Source organism: Candidatus Odyssella thessalonicensis L13 (assembly GCF_000190415.1).
Classification (GTDB): domain Bacteria; phylum Pseudomonadota; class Alphaproteobacteria; order Paracaedibacterales; family Paracaedibacteraceae; genus Paracaedibacter; species Paracaedibacter thessalonicensis.
The window spans coordinates 300842-325828 of record NZ_AEWF01000004.1 but is presented as its reverse complement, the minus strand read 5'-3'; the positions used below and the strand labels follow the sequence as shown (position 1 = coordinate 325828).

General features: G+C 43.0%; 18 protein-coding genes and 2 tRNA genes. 9 read left to right on the top strand and 11 right to left on the bottom strand.

The window, feature by feature from the left end:
* Window positions 1-198: 198 nt before the first annotated feature.
* The gene (locus tag HMO_RS0108585; protein ID WP_010301482.1) at window positions 199-1935 is read left to right on the top strand and encodes a hypothetical protein; all 1737 of its coding nucleotides are present in this window, start codon (window positions 199-201) and stop codon (window positions 1933-1935) included.
* Window positions 1936-2138: 203 nt separating this feature from the next.
* Here HMO_RS0108585 and HMO_RS0108580 read toward each other — a convergent pair whose 3' ends face one another.
* Window positions 2139-2705, bottom strand: a complete 567-nt coding sequence (locus tag HMO_RS0108580) for a leucine-rich repeat domain-containing protein (RefSeq protein WP_010301480.1) — start codon at window positions 2703-2705, stop codon at window positions 2139-2141.
* Window positions 2706-2734: 29 nt separating this feature from the next.
* Between HMO_RS0108580 and HMO_RS0108575 the strand changes: the two genes are divergently transcribed.
* The 3 genes from HMO_RS0108575 (at window position 2735) to HMO_RS0108565 (ending at window position 4651) form a co-directional block, all read left to right on the top strand.
* Entirely contained in the window at window positions 2735-3172 is a 438-nt protein-coding gene (locus HMO_RS0108575) for an NUDIX hydrolase (RefSeq protein WP_010301477.1), read from the top strand.
* Window positions 3154-3480: a hypothetical protein gene (locus tag HMO_RS0108570; RefSeq protein WP_010301473.1), complete on the top strand. Its 327-nt coding sequence runs from the start codon at window positions 3154-3156 to the stop codon at window positions 3478-3480. Before HMO_RS0108575 ends, HMO_RS0108570 begins: the two co-directional genes overlap by 19 nt.
* 553 nt (window positions 3481-4033) lie before the next feature.
* Window positions 4034-4651, top strand: a complete 618-nt coding sequence (locus HMO_RS0108565) for a hypothetical protein (RefSeq protein ID WP_010301469.1) — start codon at window positions 4034-4036, stop codon at window positions 4649-4651.
* A gap of 4 nt (window positions 4652-4655) precedes the next feature.
* On the opposite strand, the gene HMO_RS0108560 is transcribed toward HMO_RS0108565, so the two are convergent.
* Window positions 4656-4731 (bottom strand) — tRNA-Glu (locus HMO_RS0108560).
* A gap of 100 nt (window positions 4732-4831) precedes the next feature.
* Window positions 4832-4905: transfer RNA gene (locus HMO_RS0108555), tRNA-Cys, on the bottom strand.
* Between the two features lie 69 nt (window positions 4906-4974).
* On the opposite strand from HMO_RS0108555, the gene HMO_RS0108550 reads away from it, so the two are divergent.
* The 3 genes from HMO_RS0108550 (at window position 4975) to HMO_RS0108540 (ending at window position 7954) form a co-directional block, all read left to right on the top strand.
* Window positions 4975-5295 (top strand): rhodanese-like domain-containing protein, encoded by a 321-nt coding sequence (locus HMO_RS0108550; protein WP_033444620.1) that lies wholly within the window; start codon window positions 4975-4977, stop codon window positions 5293-5295.
* Between the two features lie 309 nt (window positions 5296-5604).
* The gene (locus tag HMO_RS0108545) at window positions 5605-7284 is read left to right on the top strand and encodes a TolC family outer membrane protein (RefSeq protein ID WP_010301463.1); all 1680 of its coding nucleotides are present in this window, start codon (window positions 5605-5607) and stop codon (window positions 7282-7284) included.
* Window positions 7285-7357: 73 nt separating this feature from the next.
* The gene (locus HMO_RS0108540) at window positions 7358-7954 is read left to right on the top strand and encodes a DUF2497 domain-containing protein (RefSeq protein WP_010301460.1); all 597 of its coding nucleotides are present in this window, start codon (window positions 7358-7360) and stop codon (window positions 7952-7954) included.
* 375 nt (window positions 7955-8329) lie between these two features.
* On the opposite strand, the gene HMO_RS14420 is transcribed toward HMO_RS0108540, so the two are convergent.
* Window positions 8330-9190 (bottom strand): transporter, encoded by an 861-nt coding sequence (locus HMO_RS14420; RefSeq protein WP_010301458.1) that lies wholly within the window; start codon window positions 9188-9190, stop codon window positions 8330-8332.
* Window positions 9191-9341: 151 nt separating this feature from the next.
* Between HMO_RS14420 and HMO_RS0108530 the strand changes: the two genes are divergently transcribed.
* Window positions 9342-10529, top strand: coding sequence for a hypothetical protein (locus HMO_RS0108530; protein WP_010301456.1), 1188 nt, complete (start codon window positions 9342-9344; stop codon window positions 10527-10529).
* A gap of 268 nt (window positions 10530-10797) precedes the next feature.
* Here the strand turns inward: HMO_RS0108530 and HMO_RS0108525 are convergent, their stop codons facing one another.
* The 7 genes from HMO_RS0108525 to trpS form a co-directional block, all read right to left on the bottom strand.
* A complete protein-coding gene (locus HMO_RS0108525; RefSeq protein ID WP_010301453.1) occupies window positions 10798-12765 on the bottom strand; it encodes a hypothetical protein in 1968 nt (655 codons plus the stop codon).
* A gap of 363 nt (window positions 12766-13128) precedes the next feature.
* On the bottom strand, window positions 13129-15972 hold the full coding sequence (gene uvrA / locus HMO_RS0108520) for an excinuclease ABC subunit UvrA (RefSeq protein ID WP_010301451.1): 2844 nt from the start codon (window positions 15970-15972) through the stop codon (window positions 13129-13131).
* Window positions 15973-15974: 2 nt separating this feature from the next.
* A complete protein-coding gene (locus HMO_RS0108515; protein ID WP_010301448.1) occupies window positions 15975-16910 on the bottom strand; it encodes an L-threonylcarbamoyladenylate synthase in 936 nt (311 codons plus the stop codon).
* Entirely contained in the window at window positions 16910-18307 is a 1398-nt protein-coding gene (locus HMO_RS0108510; protein ID WP_010301445.1) for an NAD(P)H-dependent flavin oxidoreductase, read from the bottom strand. Before HMO_RS0108510 ends, HMO_RS0108515 begins: the two co-directional genes overlap by 1 nt.
* 203 nt (window positions 18308-18510) lie before the next feature.
* Window positions 18511-19092 (bottom strand): DUF1013 domain-containing protein, encoded by a 582-nt coding sequence (locus tag HMO_RS0108505; protein ID WP_010301441.1) that lies wholly within the window; start codon window positions 19090-19092, stop codon window positions 18511-18513.
* 50 nt (window positions 19093-19142) lie between these two features.
* On the bottom strand, window positions 19143-20498 hold the full coding sequence (locus HMO_RS0108500) for an MFS transporter (protein ID WP_010301438.1): 1356 nt from the start codon (window positions 20496-20498) through the stop codon (window positions 19143-19145).
* A 299-nt stretch (window positions 20499-20797) separates the two neighbouring features.
* Window positions 20798-21796, bottom strand: a complete 999-nt coding sequence (gene trpS, locus HMO_RS0108495; protein ID WP_010301436.1) for a tryptophan--tRNA ligase — start codon at window positions 21794-21796, stop codon at window positions 20798-20800.
* 375 nt (window positions 21797-22171) lie between these two features.
* On the opposite strand from trpS, the gene mutS reads away from it, so the two are divergent.
* Entirely contained in the window at window positions 22172-24829 is a 2658-nt protein-coding gene (mutS, locus tag HMO_RS0108485) for a DNA mismatch repair protein MutS (protein WP_010301432.1), read from the top strand.
* The last annotated feature ends 158 nt before the right edge of the window (window positions 24830-24987 follow it).

Below are 24987 nucleotides of genomic sequence, written 5' to 3'. Positions count from 1 at the left end.
CGCCAGAATTTTAAACCCCGTGCTTTTATTGGCTCTTCACCTTAGTAACAATGCAAAAAATAACTTGCAAAATTATCACCTAGATCACACTTGATACTTAGGCGTATATGTTTAGCCAATTCTACTTCAGATTTATCTCCTCTTAAATGTCTCAAGGAGAGATAATGTAGTCTAAATTCATTAAAAGGATATCGAGTTATGCAATCAGAAGATACGAATTCAATGCTTAAAATTACTAGAATCATTTTCTCTCTTGTGATAGCTCTTTCAATAATATGCGCCTCGATCTCAGCCGAGCACACTGCCTCGCCAATCCTTTCAGACAGAGGCGTGGTCGCCACCGTCCAGGACCTATTTAAACGTGAAAGTGAAATTAAGAATTCTTGGACTTATCGCAGCCTCCTGGCGACTGAAATTGCTTCAACAAGTTTATTAAAATATTCTGCTCTGGGAGCGTGGGGAGTTTTAGGCGATGCGACTTATCGCATTGCCCAACATAATGCACCCACCGCCATCTTCAAAACTTGTGAGGTTTTCTTGCCCGCTGCCCTCAAGCCCGCTTTTAGAAGCCTTACCACCACCGCGATTACGCTCCTGCATCTGTATGACTGCTATACTTATCCTTTAGAACAGGCACTTAGCTATAGTTTCGGCTTTCTAGGCCTCTTGTTAGCAGACCAAATTGCAGCCCATAATCCTCTCTTAAAGAGCCATAAACACGTGTATGAGGCTCTAACCTATTATTGCTGCCGTAAAGCGGGCTGGTATACTGCCAATAATCTCAAGAGAACAATGGGACAACTTTATAATACGTTGATCCCTTCCCTGCTCCCAGAGTCATCTGACAATAGGACACAAATACGTGCTGTCTCCTCACGGCTCTCTTCTTTCCAGCCCCCTCTTTTAAGCCTAACGGCCGGAGGGATAATGGACACTACGGTTTCAGCAGAGGTTCTAGCCAGAGACATTTCCTATATTGAGACCAATAAATTTAATCATCTCTTAGATGGAAGCTTAGATACCAATATTATAGATTACCAGCGCAATGGGACCTGTCCCAGTTTCCCCTTTCCTTTGCCTTTGCAAAATAATCCATTTTTATCATTAGCCTGCAGCACCCCCCCTATCTTGGCTGCTTACTGTGATGCATTTCAGGAAATTGATCACGTTTCGCAAGAAATTGTGAAGATAATCCTGACAGAGTATAGTGCCGTTCCTGACGGTAAGAAATTTGCTTTAATTGTTGGCGAAGAGCATGATCAAATGTCCCATTTCTTAGCCTTTACGGCGTTGATGAAACTGGCGCGCTCTTTAGGGATTAGCAAACTTTTATTTGAGGCTCCGGGCCAGCATTTTTATGAGGCGCTGCCAAAAGCTCTCAATCAACCCTTTGTCGGAGCACATCTTTATACACAGAAGATTCAGTTTGCCGACGCTTTAGGCTTCGAAATTGTTCCTATTGATCAATATGATCGCTCAAATAAAATCCCGCGGGGAGTATGTGGAGCAGCCGAAGCTGTGTTTGGTCCTGTAAGGGAAGAGGCCATGTGTCAGAATATGCTCCAAGCAGATGACAGTTTTATTGCTCTCTTAGGCAAGCATCACTTGAGTTTTATTGCCATACATTGTCCGGAATTGCTCAAAAATTTTGCCGTTACCTATATTAGTCTGGGGCATTTAACTGAGACCATTCGAGAAGAGATGCGCCAATCCCGTCATTGTGATCCAAAACTCGTCTCTCGTTTTCGCGAAATTGTTAAGTTTAATAAGGATCCTCATTTGCATCACTTTATTCTGCGAGCTAGCAGCAATATAGATTTAGGCCTCTTAAATGAGAGCCAACTCTATCGGCTGGCAAAGATTATCGGTGAAAAGGAGTACAATGCACTGGTAGAGAAATATCTTCAGCAAATACAATCGCAAGTCTCTTTTTAATTATTGGTCTGAACATTTAAGGTAACTTCCTCTGGCGCCAAGGTTAACACGGAAGGAGAAGCAATAAGCTTCTCCTTAAATTAAGAAAATAGACAACTTGATAACAGTTAAAATATAAGCATCCAGGAGTAAAGAGAAGCTTTAGATAGAAACCAGCTCCTATTTAAAACAGAGGAAAGCTGAAGCTTCTTCGTTATGAGATGTTATACGCTTGGAATTATTGTTAACGTCGGGCGAGACTCCTTTAACTTTTGAACTGCGGCTTTATTCTCAGTACTTACTGCTATCACTAAAGTTTCAAGCGTAGAATTTTGTGATAAAGCTTTTTGAAAAGCTTCGACTACCTCTAGATCATGGTCAGTAGAATTCTGACCTAAGCTTAAATAGGTAAGAGTCGAATTGCTTTCCAACGCTCTTGCTAAAGCTTTTGAAGAAGATATATCAGGATTAGTTCCCATTAAGCATAAAGCAGTTAAGCAAGTATTGTTTACAAGTGCTTCAGCGATCATGCTTACGCCATCTTCTAACGGATTCTTATCCAAGTATAAAAATTTAAGGCTACTCCCATGATCATTTGCCAGTAAAGTGCTTATAGCTGTCGCGCACTCTTTACTAATATCATTTCTACCTTCTCTGCAAGAGGCATTATGGCAAGATCTTTTAAAGAAAGAAGAGAGCAAAAATATACTTATTAATGTAACTGTATAAAAATACTTATCTTTTTTACTTGAAATAAAAAAAATCACCCCATCTATAAGATGTAAAAGCATTCCATTTAAATAAAGGAAGGATTTCTAGGATGTCTTTGAAGAATAAACTGTATCTTGTGGGAGCGTTTCTTGCTTGCACGATGACCTCACTAAACGCTATGCAAGTACAACCTGATTTTAAATGCCATCATGGCGGCGAACAAGGACGAGGGGGAGAAGTTGCTAGAGCAGGCTTACTCTTAATTAAAGAATACGGACCCAATGATTATGCAGTCTTAGTTGGCGAGGACAGGCATAGCCATGTGCGTTGCAAACAAAATGGAGGCATCTCTTTATGGAATTTTCCAGGCGGCAAGTGTGATTTTAAAAAAGATACAAATTCAGCTGAGACAGCCCAACGTGAAACTGAGGAAGAATTCCATATCATTATACCTGTGACACCGCATAAGACGCCTTACCTATATCCGATAGGGGACTTAACCAAGGCAGTCCTATCCAACTCTTCTTTGTGCGCGATGATAGTGTAAGTGCTCGTGAAATTACCAAAGCAATGCAGGCTGCTCTCAATAACCCTGCCTTGCGCCGTGATCAACAAGAAACTTATGCCTGTCGCGCTATTCCAGTTCAAAACCTCATTAATGCTGCGGCTGCCATCAGAAAGGCAGGATTTCCAGGACCGGCGACACGTGACCGTAATTATATTATACACAGCCGTGAAGGCCAGCCAACGCGTTTAGATGTTTTCTATGTACTCGCCCTCGCCTATAACTTAGAATGGGCAGTCAAACAGTTTAATAACCTGTGCCCAGGGGCTAACTTTACAATTCCGCGCTAACTTTAGCTAACCTGAGGGAAGATGAGGGGGGCCTCGGCCGTCCTCTCTCTCAATACACAATTGGCCTGCATACGCCGCCGCTATGACTACAGGGCACTATTTTCCCTCTTATTGCGGTGACTAATCGTCTGAATATACGTCTCAGTTTTAAATAGTGATCCGCAGTTTGTGCTGAATTTAACAACCTAAGCAACAATTCCCTGTAAATAGATTTGTAAGTCTAGAGCATTTTATAATAGAGAAGATGCTCCTGACCTCCCTTTGTCAAAGGGATTACCCCAATTCAAGTGTAAGGCAACAACTTATTATTTAGTCAACCCCGAAGTATTATATAACCAACAGAAAGTAAGAAGTTAAATTAAAAATTTTCAACAGCAATTCGATTAACTCTCCTCTTTTAAAAAGGCTTGATAATAGTTTTCTACTTAACCCAGACTCTAATACCCTTCCAATTGGGTTTAATAATTAATATTTAACAATTACTATTTTAACTATTTTTTAACGACATTTTCCCTAATGTTAAATTATATAAGTATAATTTGAGATAAATATTATGTTCTATCAGTCGATGATCGTTGCATTAGCACTTCTTTTTACCAGCGATTCAAGATGTTTGGACGTTACGACTCAGATTCCGCTACAGGATATTGAAAGGGTGCAGAAGCATTATCAGGCCTATCTGAGCTTATCACAGCAGCAAAAAGGCACCATGGATGTCCATGCCTTTAATCGCACCCTTAATATGCGTCAGGTATTAGCTGACCTATATCAGTTTGATAACAAATATTTGTATTCTGATCCAAACTTTGCGCCTGACCTCATTGCGGAAAGTATCTTGTGGTGTCGAGAATTTGAAGATTTGTCTCCTCAAGCGCAGCAATCAGTGCGCCAAAATTTGACGATATTAAGGAATCATTTTAGCCATAGTCCCGTGGAATCAGCCGAGACAGGGGCGAATGTAAAGGAATTGTTATCGCGAATCTGGTATCTCAGCAGCTTTGAAGAGCGGCGAGCGCCAGGCAATATCTTCGAGACAAGTTCTGCCGCTCGTCAATTTTTACTGCATAGCTTAAGAGAAAATAGTGAAACTGGGGGTGGCTGCTATCCGGGGTTTGCCGGCAGACTCGCAAGCTTATATTTAATGCTAATTAATTCGTGGATAATTGGATGAAAAATGGCGTCCCCAACGGGATTCGAACCCGTGTTGCCGCCTTGAAAGGGCGGTGTCCTAGGCCTCTAGACGATGGGGACTGGATAATACCGATTATATACCTAAAAAGGATTACTGTTGCAACACATTTTTTTAATTTTTTTGGAGAACAAGGAAATGGTGTGGAAATTTAAAGATATGTGGAGGCCGGGACCGGAATCGAACCGACGTCCAAGGATTTGCAGTCCTCTGCATAACCACTCTGCCACCCGGCCTCATAAGTATGTTGTGATATTAGACGCAAATAACCCTTACCGTCAAGATATTCGTTAGGAGGATTAATCATGATGAAAGAAATTACAGCCCCGCAATTAAAGAAAATGCTTGAAGTGCGAGAAGATATCGCCTTGGTCGATCTGCGCCCCTCCTGGGAACAACAATTATGTGCCATAGAAGGCAGTATCAGCGTGCCGATGGCAGAGCTTCCCGTGCATATGCATGCTCTACCTGAAGATAAAGCTATTGTTATGATTTGTCATCATGGTTCGCGCAGCCGCCAAGCCGCCGCCTTTTTAAAGGGATGTGGTTTTCAAAAAGTTTTCTGCCTGTCAGGGGGCATTGACAGCTGGGCTAAAGACGTCGATGCGTCTATGAAGCGTTATTAACAACGCCCTAAGGCTTCACAAGCCCTTACTCGGCTTACAAAGACGATGAAAGAGATGTCGTTAAACGGCAGGCTTAAGGACATATGAGTTAAGGATTAGCATATACGCCGCACTCAGGTGATAGCTTCAGGGTAGTTTTGAAGATAATTTATTCCACAATGGAGTGCCTTTTCCAGTCATTGCTAAGCTAAAAGTAGACTGCGTGGTTAATTTACACGATTTTAACGCTTTATTAACGAAATAATCTTGTTAATATCTTGAAAACATTATAGCCTTAGAACAGATTACAGTATGTTCTCGAGGTACACTGTGTTTAGACAACTTTTAATTCTCTTGTCGTCAGCATCACTTATAAGTGCAGCACCAGACAAGGCTGACAATGATTCTCTCTCAACAAGCAGCGCAAAAACAAAGAAAAAAGATCCGCTTAACGATCCCATTCTAAATGCCCCCTCGTCCCGCTCAGGCAAATCTGCTCCCGACACACTAAAGGCAGAGAAGCAAGACCCCCCTCTTAAAGACAACGACACGACCACTTCGTCAGATATCGGGAGCCATTTTAATCAGACGGGTGCTGAAGGGTTTTTGGCAAATAAAGACTATAATATCGAAAGCTTGGCCCAAAAAATCTTTCAGAACCGATCAGACCTTAAGGAAGATTCTCTGTCAAAGGCGATGGCTGACGCGTACACCACCAGCCCGGTCATCAAAGAGCAGATTGCTGCCTTAAGAGCCTCTGTTGAAAAGACTGTTCAAGCGAAAGGTGAATGGCGTCCAACCATTAATGGATCTCTAACGTCTAACTTATCCAAGCAAAAGGATAAAGGGGATAGTACTAACCAACGCTCAGGCTCCTATGCCGCTGCTTCACAGAAAAGCGAATCGGCAAGTGTGGGTGTCGAATTAAGACAGAATATCTTTGCGGGTGGACAAACAATTAATAAGGTCAGAGAAGCAACCTCCAACTATAAGGCAGCTAAGTCGGACCTCACGAACACAGAGCAAGAATTATTGCTCAAGGTGGCCACCACTTATATGTCCTTGATGTCAAAGTATGCGGAAATTGAGCTCCTGAAGCGCAATGAAGCTAACCTGCAGGAAACGCTAAAAGTGACACAGGACAAGTTTGATGTCGGCGAAGAAACACGCACCAGCGTGGCGCAAGCGGCAGCACAGCTGGCAGACGGTATTGCCAAGCGCATATCGGCTGAAAATCAGTTAGATCAACTTAAAGCATCCTTTGAAACATTAACTTTCCGCAAGCCTGGCAAACTGTCGCGGCCATCCTTACCTAAAAACTTACCAGCTAGCCTTGAAGAAACTTTAGAAAGAGCTCGCAAGAATGCACCGGCTCTTCTTAAGGCTATGGAAGCAGAACGGGCAGCACGCTATGCGGTTGATCGGGTAACCGGGGCACTATTACCGTCCGTAGATTTAATTGCCTCAAGCTCAGCATCTAAAACAGAAGCTAAAAGCCGCTATAACCAGGACAATCCGAATCGGATCAACCCTGCAAAAGACCGCCAAGTTAATAACTCTGTACAGCTAAAAATGACGATTCCGCTCTATGAAGCTGGAATTACCCGCTCTCAACGGCGTGAAGCCTCAGAAAATGCAGAACAAGCTCGCATCAGAATTGAGCAAACCCGTCGCAGCATTGTGGAAAAAGCAGTGGCATCGTGGAGCAAATTCAAAACCGCAGAGGCTCAAGTTGTTGAATATAGAAAACAAGTTGAAGCAAATCTGATTAGCCTTGATGGAACCCAGCAAGAATTATTAGTGGGCTCGAAAATTCTTCTCGATGTGTTGAATGCCATTAAAGTCTTAGTTGAGTCTCAGGTAAACCTTATTGGCGCAGAACAAAACTATCTGGCAGCGGCCTATGAACTGATGGCTGCGGTGGGCGAGCTGACAGCAAAATCATTGGGATTGAAAGTTGACCTATATGATCCAGACATCCATTATAGGGAAACGACAAATAGTTTTTGATTTTTTAATGTTCTCTTGAAACCTGATTCAAGGTAATCTAAGAGTAGATTAAGCTCAAGAAAAGGATAAAAAGATGGTATTAGGTTGGGGCAGCAAAAAAGCACAAGTACAGCACGAGGAAGAAGATATGTCGATGGAGGAAATCCTTGCCTCCATTCGCAAATATGTCTCTGAAGAGACCACAGCTAAAGAAACAACTGAACGCCCTGTAGAGCAGACACTTGCAAAAGCTGAGTCTTCTTACCGCCAAGAAGGTATGGGATCTTCCCGGCGTTCTGCCTCTTCTAATGAGGCCTATGAGGAGTCAGTATTTGTACCTCGTAATACCTTTGAGGACAGCTCTCTATTTAATGCGGCGAGTCAAGAGGATCTCCCGGAAGATTATCCGATCACTCGGGAAACCTTAAAGCCCCGTCCTCAACAAGGTGCTCACTTTGAGAAAAAGTCAGATATGCCGACTCAGAATCCCTTTGCACGCCTAGCTGAAGCCACTAAAAAAGAGGCGCAAACCTCTACATCCCCGTCTTCGACACGGACAAATTTAACTCTAGACCAATTAATTGGTGAGTTAGCTCGCCCCATGATTCAGCGCTGGCTAGATCAAAATCTGCCTAAAATTGTTGAACAGATGGTCGCGGAAGAGATCGCTAAAATGACAGGTGGCCGTTAATATACGGCCTTTAGAGCCCCATAAGACACAGCTTTAATACTAATACATCTAATTTATATTTAAATTTTTTTCGGGGACGGCAAGGTCCCTTTTTAGCCTGTGAGTTTTCTCTATATAAACCTTAATCCCCCTAAAACTGACCCCATCACTACAGCAATTTGTACGAGGAACGCTCCCCTCTTAAGAGCTTTAGAACAATAGACCTTCGGTGTGCTCCGTGTATGTTGCTGTCTTTATGCAAAGCTTATTAAAAATTAGCCACATGCAAGAGCACTTAGAATATTAATGACCGAACGTTTTATTTGTCTGCAACTTATCTCCTGAGCAGTAGAATCTTAGAACAACTCAAAAGAAAGCTGTAGCTCTATTATCCCTTTAGAATCGCCAGCTCATCCCTAAGAAGGGAGTCACATTATCAGCTTTTTCCGAAAGCCCGATATAAACCCCGCCATCCAATTGAATGTTATCAGTTAGACTGTAACATCCGCCCATATCAAGGGTTACTTTCCACCGCGATTTTCGCTCCCAGCTCCGCTCCGCATAAAGCTCGATAAAGCCCGAGATTTTATCAGAGAATTCATAGCCAAGGGAGCCAGCGTTGACGAAGTTCGCTATATGACGGCGTACATTCTCGCCGCGCTGATAATCGATCTCAGTCATTAAGGTGAGCGCTAACTTATCCGTAAAGTTAAGTTTAAGCGGTACAATCACGCCGCCATCATAAGAAGAATTCCCAAGCTTGTCCTGATTGGTTGGAATCTTGGCAAAGACCATGATTGCTATGGCGGAAGAATCTTTACCTTCATTGCCCCAGAAATTATACTTAAAACGCAGCTGCGTATCATCGAACCCTTGTTGGCGACTCCATTTTCTTGTTTGAGTGTCTTGAGTTCTGGCCGAGGTAAAACTGGTCATTGCTATATCAAATTCTAATTTATCTGTTAAGCCCGTTCGAAAATTAGGAGCAAACACTGTATAAGATCTTGTGCGGGTGTTATCGCGTTTATTGCGATCATAGGTCCATGTTGCGGCATCAAATTCAAGCTGATAATGCCCCGGATCAATAGTGAAAGGACTCTCTGTTTTATCCGGACGATCCGTTGTCATATCTCTTAAATATTTAGAGGGAACGGGGCGAAAAAAACTATATTTAGACTTATCAATCTGTTCTACTTCAGCCCATGCTCCAGAACCTAATAAATTTAAGGTAGTCAGAAAAAGACCAATTCGACGCATAACGTTTATCCTTAAAAAATATTTAAATAAATTTTACTAAAACTAAAAACAATCATATTCTTATAACTAGGTAGCATACAACCGGAAAATTTGCGGCGTGTTAGGGGAAAAGCATCTCACCATTAGCCTTAAAAATGACAAGGAGCCTTTTATGAAATTTTTGATAATTGTATGGATGGCAGCTTTTTCCATTCTCAATGCAACCGAATTGCCCTTCCCCCTGCAGCTTTATTCGGAAACAGAGGTCAAGAGTTGGGAAACTGAAAAAAAAGAGAAGATTCTTTGTGAGCTTGAAAATAGATTGCTACAAGAGCTTGAATTTGAATCTGATGTCTCTTTTGCACGCTCAAAGTTAAAGAATTACTTTGAGAAATGTTTTCAAGCAAAAGGCCTAACAACCGTCTCCTTCCCCAAGAAAGAGACCTTTATAGGAAATTTCTTGCAATCTAATTATTTAGGTGCTTTAGGGTTAACATGTACAGTTATAAGTTGGGAATGTTCAGATCACTTTATAAGGTATTTCTTGGATGCGGTAACGCCTTTGCTGTTTCTAAATGAGAAGATAGAGAATAATAAACAACTCTTAAGTAATTTTACCAAAGCTCCCGGTTATCTGGGCCCAAAAGCGCGCCAGCAACCAAGAGATCTAAGGTTAGGCCCCCTCTTTCAGCATTGGGACCAAATAAACCGCATTCAGACGCTCATTAAAACATTACCAGAGATTATAGATCCCCTTAATCGTCAATACCAACACTTAGTCGATTATATGGATCTCTTCAAATTAGACCTTAACAACTATACTCTAGACAAGAAAACGGTGTGCTGTATTTATTTATCGCTGTTATTAATTTTAGAGGATGAGCTTAAGCATAAGTCAGGAGAAAGAAAGAGCCTCCAATTAATAAGAGATCATGAGAAATTTCCTGAACAATTAGCCACGGCATTTGATAAAAGCCTTACTTCTTACTTAAACAAGATTTCCCGCAAGAAAGAAGAATTTATAGCACATTTAGAATTTACAAAGGCCTCTCGCATCCTTGTTAACGTAGTTCTCGTAAGATCGATAGCCTCTCAAGACCTAGCCTCCGATAATTTTCCACCAAACAACCTTATTTTCTTTCTTATTCAACTGATCAATGATGTGGATCACTTTCAGCAAGCAGGAACTGCACAAGATTTACCAACTAAGATAACTTATGAGAAATCTATTTCCACAGTCGAGTGGCTAACAATTTATGTGATTTTTAAAAAGTACCCAGCTCTCTTACTTCAGCCAGAGCTCCGATATTATTTGGAGCTCGCTGAAGAGAACCTGCAGCATCTCCGCACAAGATTATAAGGTTACTGGTAATTTAAAGCCCTCCATAAGAGGGCTAAAGTGATAATAGCTATTGTATGCCCTGTAATGAGAATACTCGCGTAACAGCAAGCCTAACCAAACAGTTAAAGGGGCCCATTTTTAAAATGACAAACATCACTAATAGCCCCCCGCTAAATTATCTCATCTGTTAGCTAACCAAAATGCGTATATCATAAGCTCGTGACACTTAATTTTAAAGCTATAGGAAAAGGGAGGGTTGGCGATGCCCTCTCCTTGTTTTCGATTTTTAGCTTTTAATGCTTAAATAACTGTTAATTAATTCTTCTAAGATACTGTGTGAGGCTTTTGGATGAATTGTATCATGACGTCCATGGGGCCTTACAATAGAGATCTTTTTATCCCCCACAACCAAACAACCATGGCTGCTTGCATTTAATTGACCGGATACTTTCACCCCCGCTTCATTGAATAATTGCGTTACTTTATTGACCAACTTTAAATAGTTTTTGAATTTTATCGGTTTATTTGATAAATCTGCTAATCGTTGTTTAGCGGCTCTTACTGCTTGATCGTGGAGATTCTTTTGCGTTTCTTTCTTTGCTGCTCCGGGTTTTTGAGATTGGGGACGTTTTTTATGATTCTTCTTGCGCGGTGCCTTTTTATTATGCTCCCCTTGAGCTACCATTCTAGCTCTTTGTGCCCACTCCTCCTCATAGGACGCTGAAGCCTCAGGCTCTCTTGAGCTTTCCTCTAACTTTTCTTTTTCTTCCGCTACGTAATAGTCCAAAAGTTTTGCTTCATACTGTTCTACGAGCCCTTCTAATGTTTGATCCGGAAAGCAAGCCTCAATATATTGCTGAGAAAATTCATTAGTTTCGAAGTTTTCTTTACTTGAATTTTCAAGAAGGCTTCTGATAAAAAGATACTCTATCTCCAATATTTCTAATGGAAGCGTGGGGAAGCCTATAAATGCTCTTTTCTTGTTTCCCAAAAGACTATCCACTATAGAATAGATGTTCTTGGCAAATACCCCTGAAAATGTTTTTCTCACATCCATTATCTGGCCTGAGCTTGTAATGCCAGTATGTTTTAATGTTGCTGCTAGATTATCGACATCGTACCCTTTAGCTTCGGCCTCCCGCAAAATATTTTCCTTATTTTTCTTTTGCTGAGCTTGCATTCTAGTGATGGAAGCTAATAATTTATCTCCTTCTTCTGGATCGGGTGCTTGATTAAGGTGACGAACCATATCAATAATACGCTGGTCTATATCTTTTATAATGGATAACTTTTTATTGAAAGCACCATCCACTTCATTTGCTCGAGGATCAGAAAAGGTTATTCCCCCTTTCATTTTAAAAGGAGCCTCACCTGTATTACCGGTGTAAAAGGTTATATAATAGTTATTATCTTCTTTGATAATATTCCACCCTTTATTATTGATAATAACGGCCTTATTAGAAGGAGTTACTGTAAACACCAATAGATTCGTTTTTGATTGATCGCCACCATAATAATGTTTAGTCTGTTTGTAATATAGATTATCATCAATTTTATTAGAGGTTGTTAGATTACATATTATATAACCATCCTCATTCCGGCTATAAAATAAATACGCATAACTGTCTACATGCATAAGGTTCTTTACTTGCGGCAGATATTGTCTGGGAAAGTTTTTAGGTATACTTGCTTCCCGTTGGGTAAAATTAAGATCCCCAACATTCCCTAAAGGTTTGTTGGTCAGCTTTTCATAGGCCCACATATAGGTATTATAAGTCTTTTGAAGTATAGGAAAAAGGTGATTACTAATACTAGAGACCTCACCTACTGTCTTCTTATCGTGTTGCTCCTGCTGCAGAATCAAATGTTGTTCAAAGATAAGAGTGAAATTACCTAACTTTGAAATAAGCTCTTTAAGATTAATATCCGACAGACAATTTTTATCTAAGCAACCATATAATTTTTTATATAAAGAAAAATATTCTCTTGCATAGGTTAAGTCGCGTTGTGCAAAAGCCCGTGCGCCGGGATTTGAAGTGATCTGAGGAGCAGCAAAAATATTCTCCATGAAAGAATATATTAGCCCCCATTCTTGATCGCTAACATAAGTTTTATATTGAGAGCTGTGTGCCGTTGCCATCTCGATTGAGCTGCTTTGAGATAAGGCGGCTAGTTGAAGAGGCTGTTCTCTGGGAGCATCCATGGCAGAGCTAAGAGAAGCTAAAAGCCCTGATAAATTTAATATTTTTTTCATTATTTATCCATTGATTATATTTTTTCGCTAATGTAGTTATATTCCACCTATAAGTAAAATACAACTTACTATCACTTTTTATATTAGTAATGTTAAGGGTCAACAAATAATTTAAACATCAACAAAGATCTTATTTAAATTAAAAGCGGACTATATTCTCCATAAATATTACAAAAGAGAAAGGTCTGGCTATAACAGTTAATTTGACGCTTTAAAGGCAGCCTGCCTTTTTACATCAGAACGAACGTCAAAACTATAGGGAGCTCGCTGAAAAGAATTTACAGCCTCTCTGCACAGAATTATCGGATGACTACGACTTTAAGGCCCTCGGTAAGAGGGCTAAAAAAAGCCTTAGTTTTTGTCTCACAAGTATGCTTTTAAATAGTGTCCTGTGTAGCTGTTAGGAACATTAATAATATCTTCAGGGGTCCCACAGGCCACAACTTTACCGCCCTTGTGGCCGCCTTCAGGCCCCATATCGATAATATAGTCAGCAGTCTTAATAACTTCTAAGTTATGCTCAATGACAATCACCGTGTTCCCTTGATCTACCAGCGTATGTAATACTTCCAAAAGCTTGGCAATATCTTCAAAATGTAATCCAGTGGTTGGCTCATCAAGAATATAGATGGTCTTGCCGGTCGCACGCCTAGACAGCTCCTTGGCCAGCTTAACCCGCTGCGCCTCTCCGCCTGATAAGGTGGTGGCTTGTTGGCCAACATGAACATACCCTAGCCCCACCCTTTGCAGAGTTTCCAGTTTATTGCGAACAGCAGGATGGGCCTCAAAAAATGCTGTTGCTTCTTCAACTGTCATATCCAAGACATCCGCAATCGACTTCCCTTTAAAGGTAACTTCTAAGGTTTCGCGGTTATAACGTTTACCATGACATTGATCACATTGAACATAGACATCGGGCAAGAAATGCATCTCGATTTTGATGACGCCATCGCCTTGGCACGCCTCACAGCGCCCACCCTTAACATTAAAAGAAAAACGTCCCGGCGAGTAGCCTCGTGCTTTACTTTCAGGTAGACCTGCAAACCATTCACGGATGGGGGTAAAACACCCAATATAAGTAGCAGGGTTGGATCGGGGGGTGCGGCCAATCGGCGACTGATCAATATCGATTACCTTATCTAGATGTTCAATACCTTGCAACTCTGTATAATTGCCAGCTGAGTCGCGGCTGCCATTTAACTTGTTGGCTAAAGCTTTATATAAAGTCTCGATGGTAAGCGAGGACTTTCCACCGCCTGAAACACCCGTAATACACGTAAAAGTCCCTAAAGGAATTTCTATACTTACATTTTTTAGATTATTAACAGTCGCCCCCTTAAGCACGAGTTTTTTATTCTCGTGACCGGGTCGGCGGCTAGTAGGGACCGGGATCTTCTTTTCATGCTTGAGATAAGCGCCGGTTATACTCTCACCATTAGCCATGATATCTTGAGGAGTACCTTGCGCAATAATTTGCCCACCGTGAGCCCCTGCGCGCGGCCCCATGTCGATCACATGATCAGCCAGGCGAATTGCGTCTTCATCGTGTTCTACCACCACCACGGTATTGCCAATATCGCGTAAGTGCCGCAAAGTATCGAGAAGCTTATCATTATCCCGTTGATGCAGACCGATGGAAGGCTCATCCAGAACGTAGAGGACACCCGTAAGGCCAGAACCAATCTGGGACGCTAAGCGGATGCGCTGACTTTCGCCGCCTGACAAAGTCCCACTTGAGCGCGACAACGTTAAATAATCTAAACCGACGTTAACTAGAAATTGTAAACGACTATTAATCTCTTTAAGGATACGATGGGCAATATCTTGCTGTTTTTGAGTTAATTCTAAGCCTTTAAACCATTCTGCGGCGTCTTGAATCGAAAGCTCGGTGACTTGGCCAATGGACTTACCGGCAATTTTAACACTCAATGCTTCAGGCTTCAAGCGATAGCCCTGACACGAATGGCAAGCAATTGCCGTTTGGTACTTAGACAGCTCCTCTCGCATCCAATCACTTTCTGTTTCTTTCCAACGCCGCTCTAGATTGGGAATCACACCTTCAAACGGTTTACTTGCTTTAAAACGGCGAACCCCATCATCGTAAAGCATAGGAATCTCTTGGCGCCCTGAACCATGCAAAAGCGCTTTCTGCAATGCCTCACTCAGGTCGGCAAAGGGAGTATCCATATCGCCCCCAAAATGCTCAGCCACGGCCGCTAAGGTCTGCATATACCACTCATAAACATAAGCGGCGCGCTTACTCGTATTATCAGAGGTTGACCAAGGAGCAATCGCGCCTTGCCGCAAGCTCAGATGAGGGTTAGGCACCACTAAACGAGGGTCAAAATTGATCTGAACCCCTAACCCATCACAGGTGGGACAAGCCCCATGGGGGGAATTGAAAGAAAATAAACGGGGTTCGATTTCATCAAGAGTAAATCCTGATACGGGGCAAGCAAATTTTGACGAAAGCGTAAAGCTGTCTTGAGTGTCAACATTTTCTACATACACTAACCCATCACTTAGATTTAAGGCTGTTTCCAAGGAGTCAGCTAGGCGTGTGGCCACATCAGGATTGACCACGATGCGATCGACCACCACATCAATATCATGCTTAACCTTCTTATTAAGATCCGGAGTGTCTTCAATATCATAAACCGTGCCATCAATACGAATGCGTTGAAAGCCTTTTTTGCGTAGCTCTAGGATCTCTTTTTTATACTCGCCTTTTCGTCCACGTACAATAGGAGCCAGCAGCATCAGACGAGTCTTTTCCGGTAAATTTAGGATCCGATCGACCATCTGGGTAACAGTTTGGGCCTCAATTGCCAAACCGGTGGCAGGTGAATAGGGAATGCCAATGCGGGCAAATAATAACCTTAAGTAATCATAAAGTTCTGTGACAGTGCCAACCGTAGAACGGGGATTCTTAGACGTGGTCTTTTGTTCGATGGAAATAGCAGGGCTTAACCCTTCAATTGAATCCACATCCGGTTTCTGCATAAGCTGCAGAAATTGCCGTGCATAAGCCGACAAACTTTCAACATAACGTCGCTGGCCTTCAGCATACAAGGTGTCAAATGCCAGCGAGGACTTGCCTGATCCACTTAACCCGGTAATTACCACCAGCTTATCGCGCGGTATATCAACGTTAATGTTTTTTAAATTGTGCTCTCTGGCTCCGCGAATAGAAATTATGGAGGTCATACTCACTCCTCTCGTGTTGCAGCTCTCATTAATCGATCATTAATAGCCAATCCTAATCCATGCTTAGGGATAGGAGCAACGGCAATTCCTGCAATATTTTGCCGGTCCATCAACCGCATCATGCGAAATAAATTGGCAGCTGCTTCCTCCAGATTCCCAGAGGGGCTTAAATTATAGTCACAGTCCATAGACCCAAAGCCTAAGAATAATTCTCCCTTCAAGGGGGCGGCTGCATTAAGACGCATCGGCACTGAAGGGGCATAATGGCGCGCCATCATACCGGGAGCCTTTATTCCGGCGCGTCTAGATAAATCGACCGTACCAATCACAGCTTGTATCTGTTCAACGGAGATTCCCCCGGGTCGCAATATATGAGGAATTGCTTCCGTCAGATCAATAATTGTGGATTCCACGCCAACGCGGGTTTGTCCACCATCGATAATCAGAGGCACCCGATTCCCTAAGGAGGCTTGCACATCAATTGCCGATGTGGGAGAAATAGTTTGCGATAAATTCGCACTGGGGGCCGCTAAAGGTTTTGAGTAAGCCTTGATTAATGCTTGAGCAACGGGATGGGCAGGAATGCGTACCGCTAAGGTCTCAAGGCCACTACTGGCTAGAAAGGAGATTGCCGAATCTGGATAACGTTTTAAGACAAAAGTAATTGGACCTGGCCAGAAAGCATCAGCTAGCTTTTCAGCGCGTTTATCAAATTGAACATAGCTTTTGGCTTGTTGCGCACTATGGCAGTGAATAATTAAAGGGTTAAATTCAGGACGCTGTTTTATTGCATATATTTTAGCCACCGCTTTATCATTAGTGGCATCTGCTGCTAAACCATACACAGTTTCAGTGGGAATAGCGACTACATCACCTGATGATAATAATTCACAGGCCTGAGAGAGAACTTCCGGAGAAAAAGAGGCAATTGTCACCATTAATATCCCGTCAAAATTCGATCCACCAGTTGTTTAACAGTTGGGATATTGCCATTTGCATAGAACGGATCTGTTGCAAAACGATAAGCTTGATGTCCCGAAAATAGTAACTCATGTTCCGGATCCCCGCCATGGCTAACTGATTGGAGGGTTTTTTGGATACAGAAAGAACGCGGATCCGCTTTACGGCCCGTGGTTCCGGCTTCATTTTGGGCCCAGTTGCTAAACTTACAGGCGGATAAACATCCCATACAATCAATTTGATCCCTTAAAATAGTTTGTTCCGATTCCGGGGTTACAAAGACTAAAGTAGAATCGGGCGTTCGCATTGCCTGCGTAAAACCTTGATGAATCCACTTAAGAGCGCTTTCTTTATCGTGGGCCGTTACATAAACCACTCGCCCGCGCGCACCGATTGCTAATGATTCGGTATGATCCCCGACGGCTTCACTGGTAAAGGGAATTTGTCGTTCAGACCGTCCCTTTAGATCGCGCAGAAAACTATTTTCTACCGCCGAAGAATAAAAGCCCGTGGGACTAAATTTATTAAGATAAATATCGCCCTCTTTCAAAGTTAAGAGTTTCTGTTTCCAAGCAGGTGAAATGGTACTTTCCTGAGTTAACAAGGGGCGCGTTCCAAATTGAAAAGCAATGGGCCCAATTTCTGGGTTATTTATCCAATCTTGCCACTCACTTAACCACCAGACACCGCCCGCCATGATAATGGGAGTAGCGGCCATACCGACCTCCACCATAGCTTTTCGCAGCTCACGCACCCGATCATACGGTGGCTCAGGGATAGCAGGATTTTCAGTATTGGATAAGCCATTATGCCCACCTGCAAGCCAAGGATCTTCATACACGATCCCCCCTAAATACTCTGTAAAGCGGTTATAGGCCCGCTTCCATAATATCGAAAAAGCTCGAGCAGATGAAACAATAGGGTAATAGAAAACTCGATAATGACTGCAGATTTCAGCTAGCTTATACGGCATACCTGCCCCACAAGTGACGCCGTGGACGAGTTCTTTGACCTGTGAGAGAATACCATGCAGGATCGGCTCTACTGCCCCCATTTCCCACAGTACATTCATATGGATACGCCCATTACCGTTTGCCATCTCATGGGCCACTTTGGCTTGGCTAATACCGCCCTTAATGGCATAAGATATCAATTCATGATGACGCTCACGGCGGGTGCGACCATTATAAAAGACAGGAATAAGATTTCCTTGGGCATCATAAGCATCGGCATTAACTGCTGAAAAAGTTCCGATTCCACCTGCCGCCGCCCACGCACCTGCGCTTTGGCCCGTCGATACAGCAATCCCTTTACCCCCTTCAACAAGTGGGTAGACTTCTTTACCTGACATGAGTGTAGGAGTGAGAATCGTCATCATTTTTCCTCTTATTATGCAGTTATGGTTAGAAACGATTATCCGTTTCTTAAGGTGTTCTTAAAGGACTAGTCTGGCATCTGCCTTTAATTCTTTATTATAGTATTTGCATTGCTCTATACAATTTTAAAATCTTCACAATAAAGTGAAAAAGATCACTTTATTGTTAAAATCTTAGAAAAATATTGAGCTGCAATTATAATTTAAGCATTATGCTCGTCTTCTGAAGGATTAGCTTCCCCGAAAGCTGCATCCGTTCTTGGAGCATCTTTTAAAGCTTTTGCAATCGCAGCATCTAGTTCCACTTGTCGGCAGAGCCCTAAATGAACCGGACTACGCGGTTTAATATTCTGACTATTCCAGTGGGTTTTTGATCGAACCGAGTTGATCATATTTTTGGTCGTTCCCAATAAACGGGCAATTGCCACATCAGGCAGTTCAGGATGGAACTTAACCAGCCATGCAATTGCGTCTGGACGATCTTGCCGTTTTGAAACAGGTGTATACTTACGCGTTTTCTTTCCAAGAACACTATCAGCAGTAACAATTGGGTTAAGCATTAAGCGCGCATTAGGATTTTCTTCGCAGCGCTTGATTTCTTCTTCCGATAATTGTCCACTTGTGATTGGGTTCAAGCCAATCATATTCGTTCCGGATTCACCATCCGCAATAGCTTGAACCTCCAGAATATGCAACTCACAGAATGTTGCAATCTGATCAAAGGTTAGCCTTGTATTTTCAACTAGCCAAATAGCTGTCGCTTTTGGCATTAGTGGGGCAGTCATACTCTCTCTCCACAATTTAAGTCATTATTATTTCAAACTTATTATCAGTTCTACTGGGTTTTAGCCGAAATTACCACAGGTTTTTTACCCCACGGCAACAACACCATCATTGCTCCTAAAGCTGAAAGTCCTATCAGCAAGCTGCCTAGGAAAATCGTTTGAATCCCAAAGTAATGGGAAACAAATCCCCCGCCAGCTCCAGCAGCAAAAGAACCAATAGCAGCAATTAAATAGTAAGTTCCAATTGCGGTTCCCCGTACGTCTTCATGAGCATAATCGGTAATCAATGAAACAAACATATTATGGACTATGCCTAATTGAATTCCCCAGATCATGACACCAACAAAGAAGGTCGGTAACCCTGAAGCAGTATACATAAAGAAATCCGACAAGACTAAAGCTGCTGTTCCGAAAATCATAACTGATTTACGGCCATATTTATCAGCTAATACGCCACTTGGATAAGAAGAAAAGCTATAAGTTAAGTTGTATAAGCTCATAATTAAAGGAGCATACGTCTTATCAAGACCAAAGCTATTATGAGAATAAAGAACCATTAAAGTTTCACTAAATCTAGCCGACATAAAAATGAATACAATAATCATTAAGGTCCAGTAATTCTTTCCTAAGGACAAAAGATCCGCCATTTTAATTGGTCGACGCGACTTTTTCAGCGCAACCACCTTGCCATCATTATCGATGTGAGTTTGCGGCTCTTTAATATAGATTACCAGCAACGTAAAGGCGACAACGGCCGGAATAGAAGCCAGCCAAAAGACTTGTTGAAAGTTATTGGCGGTATACCACATGGCCAAGAATCCAAGACCGCCTCCCAAGAAGGAACCAGCGGTTCCTAAGGAGCGCATTAGACCAAAACTGGCGCCTCGCTGTTCAACAGGTGCCACATCACCGACAATTGCATCACGTGGTGTTGCTTGAATCCCATTGCCAATTCGCTCTAGCAGTCTGGCGGCAAAGACATTATAAAAGTTAGCAGAAATAGCCATCATTGGCTTGCTGATAACTGTCATAAAATATCCGATCACCATAATAGGTTTACGGCGGCGAAAATAGTCACTGATCACACCTGCAAACAATTTCATAATAAAGGATATGGCTTCAGCGCTTCCTTCCAAGATACCAATCAACCGGATATCCACGCCCAGCGATGTATTTAAATACAAGGCCGATAAGCTATAGATAACAATATAGGAAATATTGATGAGGCACATAATCAATCCAATCATCCAAACGGTGGAAGGGATTGATTTTTTTTCTTTATGTGTAGTTTTCATGGCTTTAGATAAAAAAAAATCCTGGGGCAAACAGGAATTAAGGTTGGATAACTGCGGAGGTGATTCAACTGGCAATTTAGACGCATCTGATTTTTGATGTGCTTGGGCCATGGATACCTCCCATAAACAAAAGGAACAATAACTACCGGTGTCAATTTGCAGTTTTATAAACTACCAGGTAATTTTTTACTCTTTGTGATAGTAGCCAATTTTAAACTTATAGATCAATAGATTTCATAAAAAAATTTTCGTAGCGTGTTTTTATTGTTTAAAATCTTCAGTTTAGGAGCACTAATTATGCTTTTCCGATATTAAGCTCTCCGGGATTAAGGCAGAGCAGCGTGCCTCTGGCCTAAAATTTCTAACTGACTTGTTCTACCTCCAGCCCAAAAAAAAATAAAATTACTCTTTTACTGAATCATGCCAATGGCGCGACGGATATCATTCATATGCAGATGCGCTAACTCATTAGCCCGGCGTGCCCCCGCCTGCAAAGTCGCGTGCAAGGTCGCTTTATCAGCCAAGTATTGACGCATCTGCTCCCCAATGGGCACAATTGTTGCCACCATCAAATCGGCTAATTGCTGCTTGAATGGCGCAAAGTTAGAGCCAACAAACTGTTGACAGACAGCATCGGGGGTGATTTCAGCTAATGTTGCAAAGATATTGACCAGGTTTTGAGCCTCGGGGCGGCCTTCGAGATCACTAAACTTCTCTGGAAGCGGCTCCATATCCGTTTTAGCCTTACGGATCTTAAGGGCAATGGTATCGGCCGAATCCATTAATTCGATCCGCGAGTACTCAGAGATATCGGACTTACTCATCTTAGAAGACCCATCGCGCAAACTCATAACCCTGGTCGCTGCCCCCAGGATCATGGGTTCAGGAATAGGCAACAACCCCTCGCCAAAGCGACGGTTAAAGGCGCCAGCGATATCACGGGCAAGCTCCAAATGCTGTTTCTGGTCTTCGCCGACAGGCACATGGGTGGCCTTATACAATAAAATATCCGCTGCCATGAGTACCGGATAGGCATAAAGCCCCAGGCAGGCCATTTCTTTATGTTTACCGGCTTTCTCTTTGAACTGCGTCATGCGATTTAACCATCCCAAAGGGGTCAGGCAGCTAAATAGCCAAGCTAATTCTGTATGGGCGGGGACATGGCTTTGAGCAAAGATTGAAGCCTTAGCTGGATCAATTCCTGCGGCCAGATAAGCAGCTGCAATGGTATAGGTATTTTCGGCCAGATCATCAGTGCCCTCCAAGGTTGTTAATGCATGCATATCAACGATGCAAAATAAGCTTTCCTGGGCCTGGTGCTGCATCGCAACCCAGTTACGAATGGCGCCTAAGTAATTACCTAAATGTATCCCGCCAGTTGGTCTGACACCCGATAGAACTCGCTGCATTGTTGTCTTCCTAATAACCTTGATAATACTGATGCAATTTCTTTGCCGATTATGGCCTGATGATGCAAATATCTTTGCAGATTATGCACAATCATGCAAACTTCTTTGCATAAAAGGCGCGAATATACAAACTATTTTTCCAGCTTAGAGGTGATACTATCATGTTTTTAAGCTTATTTCTTAATTGAGCGCTAAAGATTGCCTTTCAGCTCGCTTAAGCCTTTTTCTCTTCCCTCGTCTCTATCCTGTAGTGTCTTACTCTTCCTTACCTCTTCATTTACGCTTACATTGCAAATATTCAGCCTTGCGTTATGAGCCAGAGCTGTCGTAAAAATAAGCAAAGTTTCATAGTTGATAAGTTTACTGAAAAGAATAATGACACAATTAAACCTAGGCTTTGCTGAAGCACCCACACCTGATCTTTCTCCTTTAGAGCAACCGCAACCTTCGGGAGCGAAATTATCGCCGGTGATGACCCAATATCTGGAGATGAAAAAAGAATATGGCGATGCTTTACTGTTCTTCCGTTTAGGTGATTTTTATGAACTGTTTTTCGAAGATGCAGTCACCGCGGCTAAAGCCCTCGATATTGTCTTAACTAAACGTGGAAAAAATGAGGAGCAGCCCATCCCCATGTGTGGTGTTCCGGTACATGCCTATGAGTCCTATCTTGCCCGCTTGATTCAAAAGGGTTTCAAGGTGGCCATTTGTGAGCAGCTTGAAGATCCCAGCGAGGCTAAAAAGCGCGGTGCTAAAGGGCCATTAAAGCGAGACGTTGTCCGCGTCGTTACCCCTGGCACCATCACTGAAGAAAGCATGCTGGAGGCCCGACAAAGTAATTTCTTAATGGCCGTATCGCCGTTAACCAGCCAACAGCTTGGGATAGCTTGTATTGATCTTTCCACCGGGGCTTTTCTTGTAGAAGCAACCGACATGGCAAACTTGCCGGGGGTGTTAGCTCGCCTTAACCCGGCAGAAATTATTATGCCCGACCGGCTGATCATGGAGCCTTCCTTATACGAAGCTCTCAATCAATGGAAAAGAAAGCTGTCGCCGCTGCCTTTAGCGCGGTTTGATTATGAAAATGGCAAATTGCGACTAGAAACAGCCTATCAGGTTAAAACCTTAGATGCTTTTGGAAACTTCTGTCCCGCGGAAATTCGCGCTGCCGGTACGTTAATTGATTATATTCAAGTAACCCAGAAAGCTGCTTTGCGGTTAATTGATCGTCCGCGGCAGATTAAGCCTCAATCAATTATGACAATTGATACACCTACCCGCCGTAGCTTAGAACTGCACTTGACTCAATCAGGGCAACGGCAAGGCTCCCTAATGGATACAATTGATAGGACCGTCACCTCTGCGGGCAGTCGCTTACTCAGCCTTCAGCTAGCCGCCCCTTTGTTACAGCTGGATATGATTCAGGAACGCCAAGATAATGTTAGCTATTTTGTTGATCATCCAGATGTCCGCCAATACTTACGTGGCACGCTCAAACAGGCCCCTGATATGGAGCGCGCCCTTTCGCGCTTAAATATGATGCGTGGCTCGCCCCGCGACCTTGCCAGTTTACGCGACGGCCTTTCGGTGGCTATGGGTATCAAGCAGCATTTTAGTGAACCCGCAGCACTACCTTCTGGGCTGAGCAAGCATTTACAACGGCTGGGATACCATGCAGATCTGATCGATAAGTTAACCCGAGCCTTAGCGGAAGAGCTGCCTTTCTATACACGGGAAGGAAACTTTATTGCTGAAGGGTATCACGGTGAATTGGATACTTATCGCTATCTGCGCGATAATGCCAAAGGACATATCGAGCAGTTACAAGCTGACTATATCACCCGGACGGGGATTAATAGCCTTAAAATCAAACATAACAATATTATTGGCTATCATATTGATATTACCCCCAGTCATGCCAGCAAGGTTCCGGAAGACTTTATCCATCGCCAGACCCTGGCCTCATCGATCCGATACTCAACGCCTGAACTTGCAGAGTTAGAACGAAAGATTACCGTTGCCGCCCAGCAAGTCCTAGAGTTGGAAACCCAAATATTCAATGATTTGGTCAATGATGTGCAACTGGTAACTGATGACATTTTAAGATGTTGCCGAGCGTTAGCAGCTTTAGATGTGGCCGCCGCTTTAGCTGAGCTTGCCTACAGTCAGGGATATTGCCGCCCTATTGTTGACAATTCTCTTACCTTTAAGATCGCAGGCGGATTTCATCCTGTGATCGCCTGTCTGTTGAAAGAGCGGGGAGAAAATACTTTTGTCTCCAACGGCTGTCATATGGACAATGAAACGAAGATGTTCCTAATCACGGGCCCCAATATGGCCGGAAAAAGTACTTATCTGCGTCAAAACGCTTTAATTGCGATTTTAGCGCAAATTGGCTCCTATGTGCCTGCTGAAAGTGCGCATATTGGAATTGTGGACCGAATATTCTCACGAGTGGGCGCGTCCGATGACTTAGCCTCAGGGCGGTCAACATTTATGGTGGAAATGGTAGAAACAGCCGCCATTCTGCATCAAGCCACCGAAAGATCGTTTGTCATCCTGGATGAAATTGGCCGCGGCACCGCAACCTTTGATGGGCTGTCTATCGCTTGGGCGGTTACTGAATATATCTGTGACCAGAATAAATGCCGCACGCTTTTTGCCACCCACTATCATGAGCTCACGCAACTGCAAGAAAAAATACCGACCTTAAAATGCTTAACCATGCGCATCAAAGAGTGGGAAGGCAAAGTCATCTTTATGCATGAAGTTATTGAAGGAGCGGCGGATAAATCTTATGGCATTCACGTGGCCGCACTTGCAGGCCTTCCTGCACCAGTTATCCAACGGGCCACAGCCATCCTCCACTCCTTAGAGTCTGACCGAGCCGAGCTTACTATTCCCGAGCCGACAGCAGCTATTGTTCCAGTCATCAGCCCCGTAGAACGGGAGCTTTTAACGCTTGATGTGGATAGCCTTTCTCCGCGCGAGGCTTTGGATTGTTTATATCAACTGAAGCGCAAAGTGGCCTAGGATTGAAGCACCCCAGCGGCGCTGTGTGAGCAAAGTTTATTCTTAGGCTTGGCAGGATCCTAAAGGGCTTATTTCCTAAACTATTGAAGGAGGGAAAGTACAGCTTTAACTTAGCGCGGTTAAAAGCAGAGGAAAGAGGGAAAAAGGTTACCAAGATT

Excerpts from the sequence above, each read along its gene's own strand:
- HMO_RS0108585 (WP_010301482.1), top strand. The coding sequence starts at position 199 with ATGCAATCAGAAGATACGAATTCAATGCTTAAAATTACTAGAATCATT.
- HMO_RS0108580 (WP_010301480.1), bottom strand. The coding sequence starts at position 2,705 with ATGCTTTTACATCTTATAGATGGGGTGATTTTTTTTATTTCAAGTAAA.
- HMO_RS0108575 (WP_010301477.1), top strand. The coding sequence starts at position 2,735 with ATGTCTTTGAAGAATAAACTGTATCTTGTGGGAGCGTTTCTTGCTTGC.
- HMO_RS0108565 (WP_010301469.1), top strand. The coding sequence starts at position 4,034 with ATGTTCTATCAGTCGATGATCGTTGCATTAGCACTTCTTTTTACCAGC.
- HMO_RS0108550 (WP_033444620.1), top strand. The coding sequence starts at position 4,975 with ATGATGAAAGAAATTACAGCCCCGCAATTAAAGAAAATGCTTGAAGTG.
- HMO_RS0108540 (WP_010301460.1), top strand. The coding sequence starts at position 7,358 with ATGGTATTAGGTTGGGGCAGCAAAAAAGCACAAGTACAGCACGAGGAA.
- HMO_RS14420 (WP_010301458.1), bottom strand. The coding sequence starts at position 9,190 with ATGCGTCGAATTGGTCTTTTTCTGACTACCTTAAATTTATTAGGTTCT.
- HMO_RS0108530 (WP_010301456.1), top strand. The coding sequence starts at position 9,342 with ATGAAATTTTTGATAATTGTATGGATGGCAGCTTTTTCCATTCTCAAT.
- HMO_RS0108525 (WP_010301453.1), bottom strand. The coding sequence starts at position 12,765 with ATGAAAAAAATATTAAATTTATCAGGGCTTTTAGCTTCTCTTAGCTCT.
- uvrA (WP_010301451.1), bottom strand. The coding sequence starts at position 15,972 with ATGACCTCCATAATTTCTATTCGCGGAGCCAGAGAGCACAATTTAAAA.
- HMO_RS0108515 (WP_010301448.1), bottom strand. The coding sequence starts at position 16,910 with ATGGTGACAATTGCCTCTTTTTCTCCGGAAGTTCTCTCTCAGGCCTGT.
- HMO_RS0108510 (WP_010301445.1), bottom strand. The coding sequence starts at position 18,307 with ATGACGATTCTCACTCCTACACTCATGTCAGGTAAAGAAGTCTACCCA.
- HMO_RS0108505 (WP_010301441.1), bottom strand. The coding sequence starts at position 19,092 with ATGACTGCCCCACTAATGCCAAAAGCGACAGCTATTTGGCTAGTTGAA.
- HMO_RS0108500 (WP_010301438.1), bottom strand. The coding sequence starts at position 20,498 with ATGGCCCAAGCACATCAAAAATCAGATGCGTCTAAATTGCCAGTTGAA.
- trpS (WP_010301436.1), bottom strand. The coding sequence starts at position 21,796 with ATGCAGCGAGTTCTATCGGGTGTCAGACCAACTGGCGGGATACATTTA.
- mutS (WP_010301432.1), top strand. The coding sequence starts at position 22,172 with ATGACACAATTAAACCTAGGCTTTGCTGAAGCACCCACACCTGATCTT.